The organism is Psychrobacter sp. PL15 (genome assembly GCF_035984995.1).
Lineage (GTDB): Bacteria > Pseudomonadota > Gammaproteobacteria > Pseudomonadales > Moraxellaceae > Psychrobacter.
On sequence record NZ_JAXCIB010000003.1, the window covers coordinates 304,120 to 323,934 of the forward strand.

The following is a 19,815-nucleotide window of genomic DNA, read 5'->3' on the forward strand; positions in this document are numbered from 1 at the left end:
GGGCAGCTATGCCTTAATCGCATTAATTATTAGCACTTCATAGGTCAAATTGACGCAAGGCTGACCACTCTCATCTTGTCCCGAAAACTGCTGCCAATAGTCCACTTCAAACTGTTGTAGTCGTGCCCTTGTCCATCTGAACGGCTTGGTATTTTCTGAGGTATTGTTTGCTGAAATACTGCTTGGTGAATGAACTTGCATTGGTGTCAGTGTCTGTACTTGAGTTCGATTGGTCGAAACGCCGGTGAGCTTCATGTGTTTAAGCACATCGTAAGGGCGGGAAAATTGTAAATCAAAGCGTTGGATGGATAATTGGCTATTTTCAAAACCAGCGTTGTCCAATGCCAGTTGCCATGCCTCGTTAGAGGGATATGTTAATCCCTGACCTGTTAGCGCTTTTATTTGCAAAAAGTTATTCGGGGTAAACGTATTAAATAGCAACTGTCCACCAGACTGTAGGCGACTAAATGATTGCTGTATAACCCTCAAAGGGTCATCGAACCACTGCACGGCATTAGCACTAATAATTAAGCTGTGCATATCATTCAACGTACCACCTAAATTCATAGTTTCAGCATCGCCAATCGCTATCTTGGCTGTTGGTAATAGTAACTGTAGGGTCGCTGTTTGCTGAGCAGATAGCTCGTTAATGGTCCATTGCGTGCTCTTTAGGTGGGCCGCTAGTAGGCGGGTCATCTGTCCTGTACCTGCGCCAATCTCTAGCACGCTTTCTTGATTATGGTGGGCAATATTGGCTAATAAAAGCTGACAAACCTTCTGCTGAACATCGGCATGCCGCTCATAATCGTTAGCACGAGCAAAATGATGAGCGATAGTTTGCTTTCTGACACTAAGACCGCACTGTGCGCTTTTATATGACATAGAGTGTGTTTTATCCAAATAAATTTGTTGGGTCAATAACATAAGTCATGTAAATGCTAAGGCGTTTAAACACTGAGGCTTTCAATTGTAGAACACCCAATCGTAGAATACCCAATCGTAGAACACCCAATCGTAGAATACCTAATCACAGAATAGCTAATTATAAATGCTTTATCAGCCGCTGGCAGTCCTCGTCAGTCAGCGCCGCGTTCATCACCAATCGGATGCGTGCAGTATTTGCAGGAACAGTGGGCGGTCTAATGGGCAAGGCATAAAACCCAGCATCTTGTAGCTGTTGAGCCTTGGCTATAGTGCTGGCGTTATCCCCTAATATATAAGGCACGATAGGTGAGTTATAACTCATTTGTTGAATGAATGAGGCGTCGTCGTGTTGCTGATTGACCGCTTGTCTGACATGTTGACTGAGCTGTAATGATAACCTTGCCAAGTGCTGGCGCTGATTATTTAACTGCGGCATTTTTGCCAAAATAAAGCGCGTCCAAGCATGGTTGATGGGTGGTAGCGCGGTACTAAATATAAGCGGACGCATATGGTTAATCAGCCATTGTCTAACCACGTCATCACAAAGAATATAAGCCCCCACTGAGGCAAAAGCTTTACCAAAAGTACCCACTAAATAATCGATATCTATTAGGGTCTGCGTTTCTTCTGCCAACCCTAAGCCTTGATTGCCTAGGACTCCAGTGGCATGTGCCTCATCTACATACAGTTCAATGCGGCTATCTACAGCTTTTAATTGTACTAATTTGTGTAAGTCGGCGCGGTCGCCATCCATACTAAAGATGCTTTCTGTTACGATAATGATCCGTTCAACGGTAACGTCAGCTCGTTCAATCATAAGTGCTAACTGTTGATAATCATTATGTCGATAACGCCGATAGGCACACAACTTGCTTTGGCTGAGGCGTATTCCATCGATGATACTGGCATGTACCAATTTGTCAGCTAAGATGAGCGTTTTGACGGGCAAAGCGGTCAGTGCTGGCAGGATACCAATATTGGCATGATAGCCACTGTTGATTACCAGAGCAGATTTTGAAGGGGGTCTTGAAGGAGGTCTTGAAAGAGACTTATCCTGTAACGGGTCTGCTGCTACCTGATACCACTGCTGTAACTCAACTTCAAGTGCTTGTAATTGCTCATCGTTACCCGTCAGTAGCCGCGAAGAAGTGGCACTCATTTTAGGCATTGGTCGCAGTGATGGCTGTTGTATCTGTGTCAGAAATTCTACCTGCAACTCACTATCGCCACCTAAGCCCAGATAATCATTACTGGCAACATTAAGCAGCTTCTTGCCCTTATCAATAATATAGGGGCCTTGATGCTCAAGGTTAGGTAATTGGCGGTATTGCTGAGAGACCTTGAGAGAATCAAGCGCTTCTTGTAAACGAGTCGTGATTGGATTGGCCATTTTTTGTTGCCCTTCGATATTTTCTCCATTTTCACACATTATGACTATTAAAATATCGTTGAATAGACAGAGATTTATTACATAAATCTAGCGGTTGTAACAAAAGATTTCATATCTAGGCCTTTGTAACTTGAGTGCTGACAAACACTTGCAAAAATTAACTGTCATACCATCAAACACTGACAGAGAGTAAGAAATACTTTGTTACTATGTATACATCGTTAGCAAACAAGGCGATATGGCTATAACAGCCTGTATAAATAAATAACTTGTTTGTCAAAATTGATTTTAAGGAGATGACGATGAAAACTCTACAAAAAACTTTACTCGCCCTAGCAGCTGGTTCTTTATTGAGTGTCAGTGCACAAGCGGCCGTCTCTTATGGTAATGGCTATACGGGTCAACCGTATGTTGGCGTAAAAGTCGGTCAGTTCGATTTAGATGTTAATAATGCAGATGACCCAACTGCTTATGGTGTCTATGCTGGTTACAACTTCGACCCTAACTTCGGTATGGAAGTTGAGTATGTCGGTTCCGATGACGCTGATTACAGAGGTGGTGACATCGATGCTAAAGCTTATGGCGCATATGGTACTTATCGCTATGCCTTCCCAAATACCGCACTATATGCCAAAGGTAAGTTAGGTATTGCCAGAACTGAAGTAGAAGCGCAAAGTACCAACTTTGGTCTTAATAACTTCAAAGACAGCGATACCAGTCTGGCTGGTGGTGTAGGCCTTGGTTATGCAGTTAACTCTGATCTTAGTGTCGAAGCTGAATATGACATGTTAGGTAGCGACTTAGATCTAATGACTATTGGTGCCCATCTAAAATTCTAAGTTTATTAGCATAGATTATCTTATAGGCAATCATATTACTTAATAAATAAGATTTTAGAAACCAAAAAACGATCACTTTAGGTGGTCGTTTTTTTTTGCGTGTATTTTTGAGTATGAACACTTTACAAAATTATTTAATACGCAGTAGGTCAAACTAAACTGGCGATACACGAGTAATATTGACCTAAAAGTCAATATTCGCTGTGAAATTATGCTACATTAAAGCTTGGGTTTGTGAAGAAAAAGGAGACGACAATGATTGATACTATGTGGATTATTGAGCCATGGCATTGGCTGATACTAGGATTCTTATTATTAATTGTTGAGATGTTTATTCTGACCTTTGCTACCCTTTGGTTTGGCGTGGCTGCTGTGATTGTCGCAGCATTGTCATGGCTATTGCCTATTCCTATACTGTGGCAAGTACTTATTTGGCTAGTTTTATCCGTCATATTTATGTTTGCCTGGTTCAAATATATCAAACCATTATCAGTGGACCGTACCAAGGCAGGATTGGGTGGCAGTATCATTATCGGTGAGACCGGAATGATCGTGGTCAAACCGCATTTAGATAAGCTCGGACGGGTGCGTTTTAGTGTACCGATTGTAGGAGCGGATGAATGGTTCTGCCGCACGCATGACGAAGAGGTTGAAGTAGGCGACCGAGTGGTAGTAACGGATATTATCGGTAATGAGCTTATCGTTGCGCCGACTCAACGAACGACACCTATTAAACAGATTGCAGCGCCGGTTACTGCTAATGGTCCAGTTATTAATAAACTTAAAATTAATGATATTGATCATCATGAAATTAAGCACAATAAACTGAGTTTGAATAAAGGAGGTCTTGATAGAGCTCGCCTCGAGAAAAAGTTTACCGACAATTAAGCCAATATACTCTCGTTCAGCATAACCAAGACTTACAGCACTTCAGAATGATAGATATACAACAAACACAACATTGCCGCAGCATACATAGACAGCAATGATTGAGGAGAACATCATGAACAGCATCCTAAGTATCATGAACAGCGTTAATATCGTTATACTGATACTAGTAGCCCTAATTGCCTTGACAGTCTTTAAAGGGGTACGTATTGTCCCACAAGGCTATAAATGGATCGTGCAGCGATTAGGGAAGTACAACGAAACGCTTGAACCAGGCTTAAACTTGATCATTCCTTTCGTTGATAACGTTGCCTATAAAGTAACTACCAAAGATATCGTACTTGATATTCCTTCTCAGGAAGTGATTACTCGTGATAACGTAGTAATAATCGCTAATGCGGTCGCTTACATTAATATTGTTCGCCCTGATAAAGCGGTTTATGGTATCGAAGACTATGAATATGGTATTCGTAATCTAGTACAGACCTCTTTGCGTTCAATCATTGGTGAGATGGATTTGGATAATGCCTTGTCTAGCCGCGATGAAATTAAAGCCAAGCTAAAACACGCCATCTCGGAAGATATTTCTGACTGGGGTATTACGTTAAAAACGGTAGAAATTCAAGACATTAACCCTTCTCCGACCATGCAAATGGCGATGGAAGAGCAAGCAGCCGCTGAACGTCAGCGCCGTGCAACGGTTACTCGTGCCGATGGTCAAAAGCAAGCTGCTATCTTAGAAGCTGATGGTCGTTTAGAAGCATCAAGACGTGATGCTGAAGCTCAAGTCGTACTCGCTAAAGGTTCTGAAGAGTCTATTCGACTCATTACTGGTGCGGTGGGAGAGGAAGATATGCCGATTATTTACTTGCTTGGTGAGCAATATATCAAAGCGATTAAAGATTTGGCTGAGTCTGATAACTCGAAAATGGTGGTCATCCCTGCTGATATCTTAAGTACGGTTAAAGGTATGGTAGGTGATAAGTTAAAAGCATAGAAAATGTTAATTTAACTACATCCTAGCTCGTTAATCTCTAAAATAGTCAGTTAGCATCTCATGCGCTGACTATTTTTTTGTCTATAAATTAACAACAAACTGGTATTTATATTACTTTTTAATGACGATGACTTTTCTATTACTCATAGCATCAAGTTAAATAACTTTAGAAAAACGGTTGCTATGATTTTTCTCAATATATTCATCAAATACCATGGCTACATTACGAGCTAGCAAACGACCCTTGGGTAAAATCCGAATGCCCGCTATATCCATATCGATAAGCTTGTCTTTTTGCATCTCACCGAGCTGTTGAATTTCATCAATAAAGTAAGTAACCGCATCGATACCAAAATTTTGATTGACGTCTTTAAAGTCGATATAGTCATGACACAATAAATTCATGATTACATACTCACGTAAGCGATCCTTGATCGAGGTTTTGATAACCTTGACCGCCGGCATGATAGTAGGATTGTTGTGCGCTGCGTTAATATTATCTTGATACACCTGTAAATCAGTAGGGTTCTGTAGAATATAACTGCTATTAGCATTAATGATTTGGCTGATTGCTGACACCCCAAAACCTAATAAATCACAGTCGCCCATGATGGTATAACCCTGAAAATTACGATGGAGATGACCTTCACGCTGTGCTACCGCCAGCTCATCATCAGGCTTAGCAAAGTGATCAATACCAATATATTGATAACCAGATTCGGTCAAGGTGTTGATGGTATTACCGAGCATACTGAGCTTGGCTGCTGGGTCCGGTAGGTCTGCATCTTTTATCTGACGCTGAGCTTTAAAGCGCTCAGGCAAATGCGCGTAGTTAAACACTGATAAACGATCTGGTGACATTTCAATAATACGTCGTACGGTCTTATCCAAGGTTGCCGGAGTCTGATGTGGCAAACCATAAATCAAGTCGATATTGATAGAATGAAACCCTAAATCGCGGGCTTCATTTAAAATAGTGGCAATCATTTCTGCTGAATGTACCCGATTCACGGCGACTTGTACCGCTTCTTCTAAATCCTGCACACCTAAGCTAATCCGATTAAAGCCTAAGTCACGTAGAGTTTGTAAGGTTGAGTCACCAAGCTCGCGCGGGTCAATCTCAATAGAGTAATCACCTTCATCTTCTGGCAAAAATTCAAATTGAGTTTGTAAGAATTGCCAAAGCTGTACCAACTCTTCATCACGCAAAAATGTCGGTGTACCGCCACCTAAATGTAGCTGCTTAACCAGCGGTTTTTCATTGTTCTTTAATGTGGGCAATAAGCTACGCTTGTGCTTAATTTCAGCGATAAGATACTGCAGGTAGTCCCCTGAGTCACTATTTTTTTTGGTGATAATTTTATTACAGGCACAGTAATAGCAAAGATGACGGCAAAATGGAATATGAAAATATAGAGACAACGGTGTATGAGTCTCGTGGTTTTGTAGAATTTTTGCTTCTAGTCCGTCTGCTATTGGCGAGAGCTCTAAAGCAGTCGGGTAGGAGGTATAGCGTGGCCCTGAACGATTGTATTTATTAATAATTACTTCATCGAACGTTGGCAGTTGTTTGCTAGCCTGAGCACCGCGAAGGCTGGCATAAGGGCTAGTCTGCTGCACAACGGGGCGCACAGTAGTGGCCTGCTCGTGAGGCTGCGTGTTTGCATTGCTAGGTGGCTGCTGGGTGTTTTGATACTCTGAGTCTTCTGACATGCGACTTTCCTCGTTTTGATCCTATTTATTACTGTTTTTCATGTTGTTAGTGCATCATTATTCAAAAATTGTTCGTAGTCTGGCTAAACGGTACTAATGATAGATTTTATTAGCGATAGCTAAGTAAATTAAAGCCATGCATTTACTATAACTTTTATTGTGATAGTGATGGTTAAATAAATAATGATTATTATAACAAATCCTTTTTATTAGTAGGGCTTTAGGAGGGTTTTTTACATGTGATGTCGTTCGTTTTTCTGTTTAATAAACTCGCCAATAGTAAGATACGAGATTTGCGTGCAGATAGCTGATGCTCTATCATTAATAATTCCCTATATTAGGACGTTCTCATGTCGTTTGCTCAGGTGTCCACTCGTTCGGTCGTTGGTTTGCACGCGCCGCCAGTTATTATTGAGGTCCACCTATCATCAGGTTTGCCGGCCCTGACTATCGTGGGTTTGCCAGCAGCGTCAGTTCGTGAGAGCAAAGATCGAGTACGCTCCGCTATTCTAAATTCCGGCTTTCAGTTTCCTAATCGACGCCTCACTATCAATTTAGCACCTGCTGACTTGCCAAAAGATGGCGCGCGGTTAGATCTACCTATTGCGATTGGTATTTTGGCCGCCAGTGATCAGCTTGATCCAGAAGCGTTGTCAGCGTTTGAGTTTATCGGGGAGTTAGCGCTGAATGGTGAACTGAGACAAGTGACGGGTAGTTTAGCCATAGCGCGGGCGATGAAAGCAGAGTCGCTGACATTAGGAGAGTTGCAAGCGCAGCGACAATTGATTGTGCCAACAGATAATGGTGCTGAGGCCAGTCGAGTTGAAGGAGTGACTGTTTTAGCAGCAAAAAGTCTAAAAGCAGTCTGCGATCATCTAAAGTCGTTAGCAGATCCTAAGGCGACGGATGCACGTTTGGCTGTCGTACCCCTCAGCCGCATCCAAGCCAATGCCGTTTACCAGGTAGACTTAGCAGATGTTAAGGGCCAGCACCATGCACGGCGAGCGTTAGAAATTGCGGCGGCAGGTGGGCATTCGTTATTATTCACTGGACCGCCCGGTTCTGGTAAGACGCTAATGGCATCACGGCTACCGACTATCTTGCCGGATTTGAGCCCAGAAGATGCGTTAGAAGTTGCTAGCACCTATTCGGTCGCAGACAGTGATTACGATTATGGTACGCGCCCTTTTCGACAAGTCCATCACACGATATCTGCCGTCGCACTAGTTGGCGGTGGCTGTCAGTTTCCACAATACTTGTCATATTTTCATAATAGATGTCATATAGTACATAATTTATCTCCTAGGGTTTCACTTTATACCTCTGGAGAAGCTTTATGACTCCAGATTTTTTTGATGGGTTTGCGCGTATCGATAACCCTAATAAAATCGATATCCACAAATATACCGATAAGTTCTTCAATAACTACGAATACGTCGTAATTTGGTTTGGCCGAATATTCAGAGGCTCTAATAAACAGAATGCAGTTAATCTAATTGAAGTAAGATTCCTCAACCTTAGCACCGGCTACACAGTTGAAGTCCACATACCTATTGAGCTAGCCCATAGGTTAACAATAGGGTCTATTTGGGTAAACGGAGTAACGCATCAAAAATTCGATTTTGATGATGCGTTTACTGTGATTAATGAAAAATCAGATAACCTTACTTACTCTAACCATTTTGGCATCAGCAAAGAAGGTGGAACGTACGAATTTGACCTTAATAGCTACCCCGTTGTCGGTTTGGAATCTGATACGAATACATTATTGGTAATAAATCAAGGTTCTTACAAGGTAATTATCCACCCTCTACTTTTCTATATGGCCCATTACGGTGTCTCAAAAGAAGTTAATCGTGTTTTGCTAACTGATTTGTGGGTAGATATTGAGGAGGGTTTAAATCTTAATCATCCTGACCCCGAAATATCTAATACTGTAATTATTCCCGATAAATGCGTTATCGCTGATGCGGTATTTTTGCATCACCTTAAGCATGATAAGCACACTAAAACCGTAACCAAACAACTGAACAAAAGAGTTCTAGATGCTTTTATTAAGAGTCAGAATAATCACGACCGCTCAAGAAAATCTAGGCTTCCCTCTGCGCCTTTGAAAGTAGTTCCTTATCACGAACAGCAAATAGAGATAGGCTTTAGAGGTATTAATATAGAAGATGGCGTCATGCTCTGCACAGAGATAACAGGTATGTCCATGCCTAGAGGTGATGCGATTTCTTATGCGTTCAATGAGTACGAAAAGAAACAAGGTGGTTTAAGCTATTCTGAATCAGCCACACGCTCTTATAGAGCTTTATTTAACAAAATTGATGCCAATAAATTAGTTATAGAAGCTGAAAGTAATGCAGGCAATAGCACTACCGCTGTTGTGTTACAACATATTTATACTATAGGCGAGATTCGTGAATTAGTCAGGGCTGAAAATATTACTATTCAGCAATTTATTCAAAGACAAAGTGGGCAGGTTATTCCTTTAACAGAACCTGTGCCCTCAACCTACGCGATAGGCGAGAAGTCTGGCACTAATAATACCGTTGGTATATTAAAGATTTTTATAAGTTCAGGTGTAGTAGATTATAAAAACCCCTTATTTAAAAAGCTTCTGGGATACGCCCAGTCTTTGAGGGTTAATTCTGAATATCCGCAGTACAATAACATGGTTATTAACTGTTATAGCAATGGTCGTTTGTATGGAGAGAGTGCAGAGCAATTAAATCGATATCATGGACCCACGTACGTTATAGGAGTATATGTGTTGAAACTAGTAGTCAGCCGCAATATTTATTATATTTTTGATTGTGGTATGACGACGTGGATAAATACTAGTGGTATTTGTGTCAAAGTAAATGATGACGATTATTTTACAGATTGTGGGATAGATGATGTACTAGAGCAGCTATTTACTAATAACGGCAGACTCACGGATCAAGAAGAACTGGAGATGCTTTATGGCTCAATAGTTAAGTTTAATCACACAGATTCTGAGAGTAGTAATTGGGTTAGAACCGCTCTTCAAAAGCTTAATAATCCTAGTGCTAAGGAATAATATTAATGCGTTCTTTAGCCATTATTGTAGTCCTATTCTCTGTATCGGCTTGCTCGTATGTCATAGAAGATCACGATGATGGTTATGGATCAGGTTATATCGATATTAGCGACAGTGAATGGGCTACCAAGTAAAACACGCCTCACCGTCCCTTTTGGGAAATCTGTTGTGGACCGAACATAAAGTTTGGTCGTTAGAGTGGCGTTATAAAACCTTGAGTCCTTATCTTTATCGTTAGCGAAGCCATTTATCTATTGATACTTCTTCTCGTCTATTGATTTTTTAAAATTTTTTAGTGAGTCAAACGTACCTCTATTACTCAGCGCATACTCAATAACCTTTCTAGTAATTATTTCCAATTCATGTAAGCTTTGTTCTTCTACAACATTTGTCTTATTTCCATGAGCAATATCACTTCTTAGGTCATAAAGCTTTTTAGACAAATCTCTTAATCTTAAACGACTTACTTGATCCTCACCTAAAATAAAAGCGACTCTATCCGAGATAGATGAACTTGTAGCAACTTTTTCTGAAAGTAAGGCTTCTAAAGATATAGCTAAATAAAGTAATTTATTATCATTCTGCTGTTCAACCCAAAATTGTGAAAACCAATGAATGGATTTTAGAATTGCATCGTAATAATCATTGATTTTTTCTTGTGATATTAGTTCAACTAACCATAATGACTCATCATCACAAATATATTTTTCTACTGCATCTATATTTAAGTCTAATGGGACTACAGAAAAAATATTTTTATGACTGGTGGTAATAGATTCTTTATTTCTCAAAGAAAAATACGTTAGATTAATATTTTTAGGTGACTGCAAAGAAATAATATATTTCATATCAGAGGTAGGCTGTGGAAGTTGTGAAAACTTCCAGTTTAATATATCAATAAACCGGTTAGTTTGGGTTAGAGTGATATCTAATGCTTTTTCGCTATCTGTCTGATAGTTATTAACTAACAATACTTGATTTGGGCTTATAGTCGTATCTAGCATCACTGCTAGATTCAATTCGGGCACTAGTTCAGATATTTCTTCTTTAACTGTTTCAATAGTCTTTAATGAGAAATTTCCAATATTTAGTTCTTTATTATTTAGTTGTATTCCATATAGAGGAATGTAGAACAGTAGGTCGGAGGCGTTTTCTTTTGATTCAGATAAAAATTTATTTAGGTTTTTAGAATTAAAATCTTCATAATTTTCATGAAAGTATTTTCTAAGTTCTTTGTTGATATAGCTTAAAGAAAACTGATCCCTGAAAACTTGGTTTGATATTTGTTGAACTAAAGCTCCCCATTTTTCTAAAGCCTCTGGCGAAAAGTGATATTGCATATCTAAAATAGAGTAACTAAAGCAATAATCATTGCTGTTATATGCTTCTTTTAATTTTTCAAATTCACTTTCGTTAATAACCTGGATTTTTTCTTTACACTCAGAAATTTTTACAATAATATTTTCTATAAGTTTTTCGTGGTACATGTTTAGATATTCCAGCTAGTTAGAGGGTTGATATCATTGACCTACAGTTAAACATTCAAGTGCTCAACATAAAAGATGTTCTAGTTGTTTATTTTATTATAATCCTGCTATTTGATGGGTCCATCCGATACTTTTCTATATCACCTGATATAACGATATTAATGGCCTTGTCTATCTCTGAGAGAGGTATATCAAACCATTCAGTAGCCTTGTAAAACCTATCATCCGAACCCTTTGATGACATTTTTACCCTTTGCTCATAAAAAAAGGCATGTAATACGCTCTCTACTTTACGAGGGTCGGCATCATAAACTTGCCACTCAGCTATGATATTTACAGGTTGTTGTAAAAATGCGGTGTCTCTGATTGAGTGTTTTGTGCGAACATCACCTGTAAGCTTTGAGAATCCTACTTTATAAAGATTTTTATAGTGTTCTAGGTTATCAGGTGTCTCAATAAGTTGGGCGATATAAATAACACCAGTGGGCTGACGATCATCTCCAAAGTTCTTAGCTAGATCATCATTAACCCACTCAGGGTCGGTGATTTGAAGCTGATAACTATTTTCGTACTTGTACTGCGCGGTTGCTAAAGAGTATGTAAGCATATTCGATTCAGTGCCATTAGCAAAGATTAAGCGTAAACGCTCTTGGCTACGAGTATTCTTTCTAGCCTCTGCCTTATAGATATCGGCAACATAACAAACAAACCCATTTAGAACGAAGACACTACCGACAGTGATATTTTTTGTAGAAGAAAAATTTGTCTTAGTAAAATCGCCCGACTCTATGGCTTTGTGAATCCTAGCAAAGGTTGGTTCAAACCTATAAAAGTCTTTACACTCAAAACGACTCGCTATATCTTCATCGTCATATTGGCCCTGTTTAGACCGTTCCTTGTAATGGTTGTCACTGACTACAATATCTGTTTTCACATTATCAAATATACCCAAGTCGTCACTGTTAAAAATGTCTTGCAGGCTATTATATGTAGTTGATTGTTCCGTAGAGGCTGTTTCTTGGCTATCTACGTGTTGAGTTGTGCTGTTTGTAGCCTCATGTTCTTTAATCGCTCTGAAAGCCTCTAAGTGCGCTACATCATCGGTATTTTTATCAACCAATAAACCATGCCTATCCAAATGATTTAGTTGCTCAGATGCTGAGCTATCAGATTTCATAGAGTTTAATTGCCTTGATAACACTTTCTCGCTAAGTGTGTCAGCATCCTTAGCTGGTAGGCGTCCATGATTATCTATAAAAGAATTAATATCAGAGAATTGCTGCTCTAAAACACTATTGCTAGTCTTGTTGTTAGTATTAGATTTGACGTTATCGAATATACCTAAATCGTCGTTGTCAAAAATATCGCTTAATGACTTATACTCACGGCTTTCATAGATATCATCAAGTTTAATCATTGCTCACCACGCTTTCTTTAGCTTTCTGAGTTCTAGCGTAGGCCATAATCTCTGCCATACGTTTCTCAATATCATCAGATGAGTTTAAGCTAGGCTCACGCCCTTTAGTTTTAATAAAATTAACCACTTTTGGCCACATTAGCAGAACCTCTGCATCGGTCACACTAGAGCGATTAGCGTTAACAACGTTATTAATGGTCATTAATACATCTTTATCCACAGTTTTAGAAAGTACCTCATAAGCGTCGTGAAACGGATTAACGGACATCACTAAATCGATTGGGAGGTTGTTGACGTTAATAAACTTGCTCCCAACTTTCACAAAGCTATTACTAGGATTGCTTTCGTTAACGTTGCTGGATTTGGTTTTAGGGTTATATATTTTTGCGCCCGCTGGTAAGTCGCGTTCTCTGATAACATCAGTATCGCTCAACTGCACCTTATCCTTTTCACTTAAGGTGTTGACATCTAAATAGTCATTCCCTTTTTTGATAAAGCGCCGCTCATTTTCTATAACAGCATCCTTAGGGAGGTTGGTGCCGTTAACAATACCACCTTGGCTATTTAGAGCTAAGTGCCGCATGATTCCTTCTTGAATCTGACGTACTTCATCAGGCTCTAAGTTAGGGTATTTGCTTCTGATAATGCTTGGAATAACGGTGTCCGAAACTGCCTGTGCTTCGATGTTATTGTTTTCAGCAGCCATATATTTTTTGATGTTTTTAGGGTTTTGACAAAGGCTAGCTAATATTTCATCCCTGTCTTTATTTAGAATATCCATCACCCTATCGGAAGGCGCGTTTTCAGAATCATCAATGACTACTGTGCCTTGTTCCAAATCACCCTTGCCTAATAAATCTAACTCACTACGTCGCCTAAAGTTAATCTTGGGCTTAAGCACTTGCTCCATAAGTAGCGACAACGTTATAGCTTTCAATAAGTCGTTTACAGAATCCTCTACTTTTAACTTATCGGCTTCGGGTTCTGCAATAAGGTTGGTAAATTGGGCGTGACTTTTGCCTTTACTATCTCTTGTAGCGCGACCAATGATTTGCACTACCTCAGTTAGAGAGCCGCGATAACCAATAGTTAATACGTGCTCGCAATACTCCCAATCAAAACCCTCTTTTGCCATACCAAGAGCGATAATAATGTCCATTTGATCGCGTTCTGTTATTGTAGCTAGGTAAGCTTGTGTTCTAGCTCTTGTATCATCATCAGTCACTAGGTCGGCTAGTAACAACTGCCTGCCGTCATGCGTCCTAATTGTGGTGACACCTGTTTCTTCATCACGCCCCTTAACCTCACCGATAACGTCGATAATTCTACCAACTGTCTCGTATTTATCTGTTTCTGCGGTTTGACTATTCACGTTAGGGATGTGAATAATCGTTTTTTTGGTAGTATCTAAGCATTCAGCCAAAGCACCGAAAAAAGACTTTTTGTAAAAGTGATAACCTAAACCTAGTGATTTTAGGTGCTCGTAACCATTTAGCTGTTCGTAATAGGTATAGGTAACTTTTTCAAATCTACCTTCGTCTTTGTCGGACAAGATAGGGACAGCATCACCTCTAAAATATGATCCTGTCATAGCGATGATATGAGCGGTAGTGTGGGTCATAATACTATCTAATATCATACCAAGGCGGTTTGATTCGCCTGCTGAGACATGATGAAATTCATCTATACCGATAAGTGTATTATTGAAAATCTCAACACCGCCACCTTCTTTTATGATTGCGTCAAAGCCATACCTAAAGCTATGGTGAGTACAAACTAGAATTTGAGGCAAGCCATCGTCTTCTTTATCTTGGTTCATAAACTCAGAAAAAATGGCTGTCTTACGATCATCACTCTGAGCAAGAATTAGGCATAGGTTGTATCGATCAGCTACCTCCCAATCTGCAAAAAAACCAAAATCGCTAAGCCTGGTTGATTTAAAGGATTTACCAATACTCATCTCAGGCACAGTGATAATTACTTTTCTAATGCCTTGATTTTTTAGCTTATCTAAGGCCAAAAACATCATTGCCCGCGATTTACCTGACGCGGGTGGTGACTTAATAAGTAGGTATTGGCTATTACGCTTCTCAAATGCGCGGGCTTGCATTTCCCTCATACCCATAGCGTTATTTTGCTTGCTTTGACCTGTTTGTGCGTATGATTGGTTTAAGATGTTCACGGGCTTAGACATATAGATATTCGCTCTAAAATATAGTGTGCATAAGGTTGTTTTGTCGTTAGTTTCTCTCTTTAGACTTGCTTGTCTTTTTAACATCAACAATTTTTTCATAGCGAGACAGAAGGTGTGCTAATCTTTCTTCTGTAGTATTAAAGCCTTGTGATCTATATAGTTTGTCCACCGCATCATCAAGGTTTTCGTGAGCTAGTCTTAAGTCTTTTGGCATTTTTTCAGGATCATAAAGCTCAGCCATGGTCATGCCGACATTATCAGCGCGAACAAGGAGTATTTCTTCTGCAAGGTTCTCGATATTCTGCTTTTGCTTATCGTTAACATCAGGAAATGGGAGTGTGTTATAAACGACGGTGTTTGTATAGCTGTAATCACTTTTTAATCGACCTGCCGTCAAGCGCATCCAATCGTTGTGAATAATGGATGTTAGGATGGCAAAATCATAGAGCGTTCCATTTGGGATTATGAAATTACGATCCGTGGTGATAATTTCAGAGCTAAAAAAACCGATAGGAATGTATTGGCGACGCTCTGATGATACTCTTGGCACTAAGATGTAATTGCCTGTTTTTGGTTGTGAATTAAACCAAAATAAATGCGGGTGCTTAGCCATAGCTCTTGTTGATTTCAGCTTACTATTCTGCCTAAATTCCTGAATTGCACTAAGCCTTTGTTTTATTAAAGGATATTGATAAAGCTCACTTAAATCTGCACCATCAAACCACAAACACCATCTTTTCTCCTGATGTAAAAATTCCCGCGCCCCTAAAACTTGTCTGATGTACTGCTCTGCTTTCGGTTCATGGCTGACAAGGTGTTCTTTTTCAGCATCCGTTAATAGTAAGTTACCCGCGTCTGTTGGCATATTACCTCTAACCATTTTTCTACCGTTATGAATAGGTTTGCTTCGCGTTTCAATCACTATGTCTGTTCCAGCTACCAAATAAGGGCTTATGTTAGCTACATCCTCGCTATGCCACTCTTTATTAATGCGTTTGAAAAGGGTTTTATTCTTACTTGGTTTCGCTGATAAGCCAACAATCACCACATGCACTCCAGCATTGTGTTTAGCGTTATTGCTCCAAGGGAAGCTTTGATAAGCAAAATTAATATTAATACCTAATTTAAAAATAGGAGGGAACAGTGGGGCAACTTGTGTACCTTGAACTATAGAGTTAGTTGATACCAAAGCAAGTTTTGCATTGCTATTGGCAATGTATTGCGCTCCCTTATAGAACCATGAGGTGACATAATCAAGCGATTTAAATGTTTTAAACCCTTTAAATATAATCTCCATATCTTTGGACTGCTCGCCAGTACGGTTTAAGGTGCCTCCAAAAGGCGGATTACCAATTATATAAATCTCATCACTACCGTTATTAGGACACACATCATTCCAATCAATACGCAGACTATTGCCATGAATAATATGACCACCATCTTTTAAGGGCAGCATCGGTTGTGAATGCCCAAGTTCCTTCTCAAAGGCTACATTCATTTGATGTTCGGCTAGCCATAATGATAAACGCGCAATTTGACTAGCGAAGTCGTCATATTCAATGCCATAAAAGCTATTTAGACTGACTATGCTGTCAAAAGACAGTCCTAATAGATTGTCTTTAGCGCCTTTTATTAAATCCCGCTGCGCTTTTAATATATCGATCTCTAAGCGGCGTAATTCCTTATAAGCAATAATTAAAAAATTCCCGCTACCGCACGTCGGATCAATCGCCGAAATATTAGATATTCGCTCAAGTAGGGCGTTAAGCCGCGCTTCCTTATTATTTTTATGGCGGTTGTCGTTACTAAGCGCCATTACCGTATCTAACTCTTCGCGTAGCTCGTCTAAAAATAGAGGTTGTATGACCTTCATGATGTTGCTGACACTAGTGTAGTGTTGTCCTAAGCTGCCACGTTGTTCGGGATCAATTACCGCTTGGAACATTGATCCAAAGATGTCAGGGTTAATTTCAGCCCAATTCAAACGAGCGCACTCTAATAAAATACGACGTGTACGGGCATTAAACTCAGGGATGGCAAACTGATACTTGAACAAACTACCGTTTACATAAGGGAAAGCCGCAAGGTGTGTGGGCTGATTGCCGCGCTCGGCACTAGACATCGGAAGGTCGAGAGTATCAAACAAGTCAAATAATACGCTATGAACGTCACTGCCATCTATATTAGTAGCGCCATCAATAACATCGTGGAACTGATTAGGCTTGAATATACCTGTATCTTCGGCATACAAGCAAAATAAAAGTCGAGTTAAGAATATGTTTAGTGCATGTATGTCGTCAGCATTATCAAACTCATTATGCTTACGAATATGATCAAACAAACGGCCCATTTTTTCAGAGGCTTGCACATCCGCAGGATGCTCGGAATATTCGCGAGCACGCTCTAACCCTGCAAGTGGTAGCAAGAAGTGGTAGTTTTTATAAAGGTCGGCAAATTCGCAATCAAGCGTTTCATCGAATTTAGTGTCATTGACTAGAACAGTATTAAAGTCTGTCACCATAATCATGCGTATTTTGTGTTGCGTGATAATATGACTGTCTTTCAACTCATTCAATACTTTAGAGAGGTCTTGATCGGGGCTTGCAGGCTTGAAGTATATACGATGCTTATTCGCTACCTCACCAAGCTCAGGGTTTGCAGCTACGTTGTAACGTCCGTCACTCTTTTTTAGAGAGGTAATGGTCGATTTTGAGACATCTAAGAGGCTAAGAAAATCGTATATAAAGTCGTCTTTTTTATTCTTATCGATTACTTTGGTGGTTAGTTTCTCTAGGTTCTCAAAAAACTGTGTTTGATTAAAGGCCATGATGCTCTCAATATTTTAAAGGTTTATGTTGTGGTTAAATTTTTGTAGAAGGCAGAGAAATCTATATCAAAAAATACCTTATTAGCTTTATCAGATTTTTGGCAGCCAATACTCTTTTTCGTTAAAAACTATCATAGACATATCTTCATTGCCTGGTCGAACACTTAGTGTTTTTAGAGTGCTCAATGTAACATTCACCTGATGAAAGTAAGCCATAGCTAGTTGTAGCCATATCAATCCATCTTTCGATGATAAAGGTTTAGCCTTGTTATAAAGCCTCATTATCTCTTGCTCAGTCTCTTTGCTTTTAAGTTTCCATACATCTTCTTTGCTTGGTTTGTTGCAGACCATAACCAGCTCATAACTCTTATTTAAGAAAGTTACGAAACCATATAGCGAACTGTACTGCCCTTGCTTCAATAGTAGATACCCATCTATATGCTCTTGTGTTGGCTTATTTAGCCTCTTAATTTCATATTCTATGCAAAGGTCTACAGCAGGCTGCAAAGCTAATCTGAGTGATTTTAGAGAGGTCTTACGCTCAAGCATTCTCTGATTGAGATATTTATGGTAATCGCTTATACATTTAGGCACTTGATCCTCAAATTTTGCTAAAAGATTAGCAATACGCTCTTGTTCAGCAATCAGAGCTTTTGAGCTTGCATCTACAGTTATCTGGTCAGTTATAATCAGCCATCGCAGCACTGTTAGATTCTCACGCAACCCGTTTGGCTTAAACTCTTGAACCAAACCCTCATAGTTCGGTATGCAACCCCAAATTTCATCACAACGAGTGAAAAAGTTAATAAAGTTATGGTGTTTCAAAGCTGCTGTTTTACTGCTTTTCTCAGCCTCAAACCATCTGATAAAATCAGAGTAGGCTTTTTTTATGCTTTGAGATGCTAATAGATAGGCGCTTAACTTAGCCTCTTTCTCTAATCTTTGCGACCAATAGCACGTCTCACAATTTTTACCCATACCTGCAGGCATTAATTTGTCGCAAGACTGACAAGGGATTTCTCCATACTCATGACATTTCTTGCAAATCATCCCTTGTTCAGTTTCTACTAGCTCTCGATAACGACGACATAAGGAGCAGGTTTGTCTTACATGGCTTTGATAACAAGTGATGCACACCTCATAATCATGATCTAGTTGAGAGTAGCTACTAATATTTCGCTTAAGCTCACCGCACTCAAAACAAGCCTTCTTACTCTTAAAGTGGCCTTGATAGCAAATCTGACATACTCGTCCATATTGCGTATTAGCACCGTTTTTAATAGCGTCATCACCACAACGAATACAAGGCTCTTTAATACGGCAATCGGTACAGACACCAAACTCTTCTTTTTTATGTAAGCGACTTAAATTGCCGCATCTGCCACAAGGTTTTTTGATAAACCATATCCGATAGCAGTTAGCACAATACGTTTCATCCTTATAGCGTCTTTGGATTTTAACGTTTTTATTGGCACATTGATCACATCTGCTTTTAGTCTTTTTTGAGGTGATTGTCATAATATTTCAGCATAGTCATTTTACGTTTTAATCTATTCCAAGAGGCCTTTACTGCCTCTGGGGAAGCAGGTTGCAGCTCTTCTGATTGTGCCACATATCTCCGTGTCGGAGTTTTGGGCAGCTGGTTATAGACTCGATAGAATGCTTTGGGTATCACAGTACGCCTTGACCATTGAAAGCTATTTTGAGTAATGTCTAACTCTTGGCAACATCGCAACCAATCTTCATAAGTCATTTCAAGGACATAGAAAGCGTACTTAAGTAGTAAGGCTCTCTCCTCTATAGGAAGGTAGTCAAACCTTAAAGCGGTTCTAGGCACTGATAAACTACTAACATCAACCCCAAATTCCAAAAGCAATTTTGCAAACATATAATTAGGGTTTCTTAGTGCCATTCTTACTATATTGATTGAGAATATTAAGTAATCAAACCAATCATTCATGCTGACGATTTCACCTAAAACAGCACCTTGCTTATCGTGAAAAACGTTATCTATTTTCAATTGGAATTGGTGGTTTTCTTTCGTCGGTATTGAGTTTTCATTTGCTTTCCCAAGC

At 39.6% G+C, this 19,815-nt stretch carries 14 protein-coding genes and 1 pseudogene; 6 read left to right on the top strand and 9 right to left on the bottom strand.

What is annotated here, in order from left to right:
- Positions 1 to 6: 6 nt before the first annotated feature.
- Together RCH20_RS04300 and RCH20_RS04305 are read right to left on the bottom strand one after the other, a co-directional pair.
- A complete protein-coding gene (locus tag RCH20_RS04300) occupies positions 7 to 882 on the bottom strand; it encodes a methyltransferase domain-containing protein (RefSeq protein ID WP_209956106.1) in 876 nt (291 codons plus the stop codon).
- A 160-nt stretch (positions 883 to 1,042) separates the two neighbouring features.
- A complete protein-coding gene (locus tag RCH20_RS04305; RefSeq protein WP_442793097.1) occupies positions 1,043 to 2,314 on the bottom strand; it encodes an 8-amino-7-oxononanoate synthase in 1,272 nt (423 codons plus the stop codon).
- A 302-nt stretch (positions 2,315 to 2,616) separates the two neighbouring features.
- On the opposite strand from RCH20_RS04305, the gene RCH20_RS04310 reads away from it, so the two are divergent.
- From RCH20_RS04310 to RCH20_RS04320, 3 genes and pseudogenes are all read left to right on the top strand, one after another.
- Positions 2,617 to 3,153 carry a porin family protein gene (locus RCH20_RS04310; protein WP_327192719.1) on the top strand — a complete coding sequence of 179 codons (537 nt, stop codon included), beginning with the start codon at positions 2,617 to 2,619 and terminating at the stop codon, positions 3,151 to 3,153.
- A gap of 255 nt (positions 3,154 to 3,408) precedes the next feature.
- Positions 3,409 to 3,864 (top strand): annotated as a pseudogene (locus RCH20_RS04315) (NfeD family protein); the annotation flags it as partial.
- Positions 3,865 to 4,177: 313 nt separating this feature from the next.
- Positions 4,178 to 5,038, top strand: coding sequence for an SPFH domain-containing protein (locus tag RCH20_RS04320; RefSeq protein ID WP_209958846.1), 861 nt, complete (start codon positions 4,178 to 4,180; stop codon positions 5,036 to 5,038).
- A 156-nt stretch (positions 5,039 to 5,194) separates the two neighbouring features.
- Here the strand turns inward: RCH20_RS04320 and hemN are convergent, their stop codons facing one another.
- Positions 5,195 to 6,658, bottom strand: a complete 1,464-nt coding sequence (hemN, locus tag RCH20_RS04325; RefSeq protein ID WP_442793098.1) for an oxygen-independent coproporphyrinogen III oxidase — start codon at positions 6,656 to 6,658, stop codon at positions 5,195 to 5,197.
- 443 nt (positions 6,659 to 7,101) lie between these two features.
- On the opposite strand from hemN, the gene RCH20_RS04330 reads away from it, so the two are divergent.
- Genes RCH20_RS04330 through RCH20_RS04340 form a run of 3 tightly spaced genes read left to right on the top strand, consistent with a single transcriptional unit; the run spans position 7,102 to position 9,949 of the window.
- Complete coding sequence (locus tag RCH20_RS04330; protein WP_327192720.1) at positions 7,102 to 8,091, top strand: YifB family Mg chelatase-like AAA ATPase; 990 nt, start codon at positions 7,102 to 7,104, stop codon at positions 8,089 to 8,091.
- Entirely contained in the window at positions 8,088 to 9,815 is a 1,728-nt protein-coding gene (locus RCH20_RS04335) for a hypothetical protein (RefSeq protein WP_327192721.1), read from the top strand. The genes RCH20_RS04330 and RCH20_RS04335 overlap by 4 nt, the downstream gene beginning before the upstream one ends.
- Positions 9,816 to 9,820: 5 nt before the next feature.
- Positions 9,821 to 9,949, top strand: a complete 129-nt coding sequence (locus RCH20_RS04340; protein WP_327192722.1) for a hypothetical protein — start codon at positions 9,821 to 9,823, stop codon at positions 9,947 to 9,949.
- Positions 9,950 to 10,066: 117 nt separating this feature from the next.
- Here RCH20_RS04340 and RCH20_RS04345 read toward each other — a convergent pair whose 3' ends face one another.
- From RCH20_RS04345 to RCH20_RS04370, 6 genes are all read right to left on the bottom strand, one after another.
- Positions 10,067 to 11,302: a hypothetical protein gene (locus RCH20_RS04345; RefSeq protein ID WP_327192723.1), complete on the bottom strand. Its 1,236-nt coding sequence runs from the start codon at positions 11,300 to 11,302 to the stop codon at positions 10,067 to 10,069.
- A gap of 88 nt (positions 11,303 to 11,390) precedes the next feature.
- Positions 11,391 to 12,719 (bottom strand): GIY-YIG nuclease family protein, encoded by a 1,329-nt coding sequence (locus RCH20_RS04350; RefSeq protein ID WP_327192724.1) that lies wholly within the window; start codon positions 12,717 to 12,719, stop codon positions 11,391 to 11,393.
- Positions 12,712 to 15,012 carry a DEAD/DEAH box helicase gene (locus RCH20_RS04355; protein ID WP_327192725.1) on the bottom strand — a complete coding sequence of 767 codons (2,301 nt, stop codon included), beginning with the start codon at positions 15,010 to 15,012 and terminating at the stop codon, positions 12,712 to 12,714. Before RCH20_RS04355 ends, RCH20_RS04350 begins: the two co-directional genes overlap by 8 nt.
- Complete coding sequence (locus tag RCH20_RS04360; protein WP_327192726.1) at positions 14,960 to 17,740, bottom strand: class I SAM-dependent DNA methyltransferase; 2,781 nt, start codon at positions 17,738 to 17,740, stop codon at positions 14,960 to 14,962. Before RCH20_RS04360 ends, RCH20_RS04355 begins: the two co-directional genes overlap by 53 nt.
- A gap of 90 nt (positions 17,741 to 17,830) precedes the next feature.
- Positions 17,831 to 19,258, bottom strand: coding sequence for a hypothetical protein (locus RCH20_RS04365; protein WP_327192727.1), 1,428 nt, complete (start codon positions 19,256 to 19,258; stop codon positions 17,831 to 17,833).
- Positions 19,233 to 19,700 (bottom strand): hypothetical protein, encoded by a 468-nt coding sequence (locus RCH20_RS04370; protein ID WP_327192728.1) that lies wholly within the window; start codon positions 19,698 to 19,700, stop codon positions 19,233 to 19,235. The genes RCH20_RS04365 and RCH20_RS04370 overlap by 26 nt, the downstream gene beginning before the upstream one ends.
- Positions 19,701 to 19,815 lie beyond the last annotated feature (115 nt).

Coding starts and splice junctions, on each gene's coding strand:
- RCH20_RS04300 (WP_209956106.1), bottom strand. CDS start 882: ATGTCATATAAAAGCGCACAGTGCGGTCTTAGTGTCAGAAAGCAAACT.
- RCH20_RS04305 (WP_442793097.1), bottom strand. CDS start 2,314: ATGGCCAATCCAATCACGACTCGTTTACAAGAAGCGCTTGATTCTCTC.
- RCH20_RS04310 (WP_327192719.1), top strand. CDS start 2,617: ATGAAAACTCTACAAAAAACTTTACTCGCCCTAGCAGCTGGTTCTTTA.
- RCH20_RS04320 (WP_209958846.1), top strand. CDS start 4,178: ATGAACAGCGTTAATATCGTTATACTGATACTAGTAGCCCTAATTGCC.
- RCH20_RS04330 (WP_327192720.1), top strand. CDS start 7,102: ATGTCGTTTGCTCAGGTGTCCACTCGTTCGGTCGTTGGTTTGCACGCG.
- RCH20_RS04335 (WP_327192721.1), top strand. CDS start 8,088: ATGACTCCAGATTTTTTTGATGGGTTTGCGCGTATCGATAACCCTAAT.
- RCH20_RS04340 (WP_327192722.1), top strand. CDS start 9,821: ATGCGTTCTTTAGCCATTATTGTAGTCCTATTCTCTGTATCGGCTTGC.
- RCH20_RS04345 (WP_327192723.1), bottom strand. CDS start 11,302: ATGTACCACGAAAAACTTATAGAAAATATTATTGTAAAAATTTCTGAG.
- RCH20_RS04350 (WP_327192724.1), bottom strand. CDS start 12,719: ATGATTAAACTTGATGATATCTATGAAAGCCGTGAGTATAAGTCATTA.
- RCH20_RS04355 (WP_327192725.1), bottom strand. CDS start 15,012: ATGAAAAAATTGTTGATGTTAAAAAGACAAGCAAGTCTAAAGAGAGAA.
- RCH20_RS04360 (WP_327192726.1), bottom strand. CDS start 17,740: ATGGCCTTTAATCAAACACAGTTTTTTGAGAACCTAGAGAAACTAACC.
- RCH20_RS04365 (WP_327192727.1), bottom strand. CDS start 19,258: ATGACAATCACCTCAAAAAAGACTAAAAGCAGATGTGATCAATGTGCC.
- RCH20_RS04370 (WP_327192728.1), bottom strand. CDS start 19,700: ATGAATGATTGGTTTGATTACTTAATATTCTCAATCAATATAGTAAGA.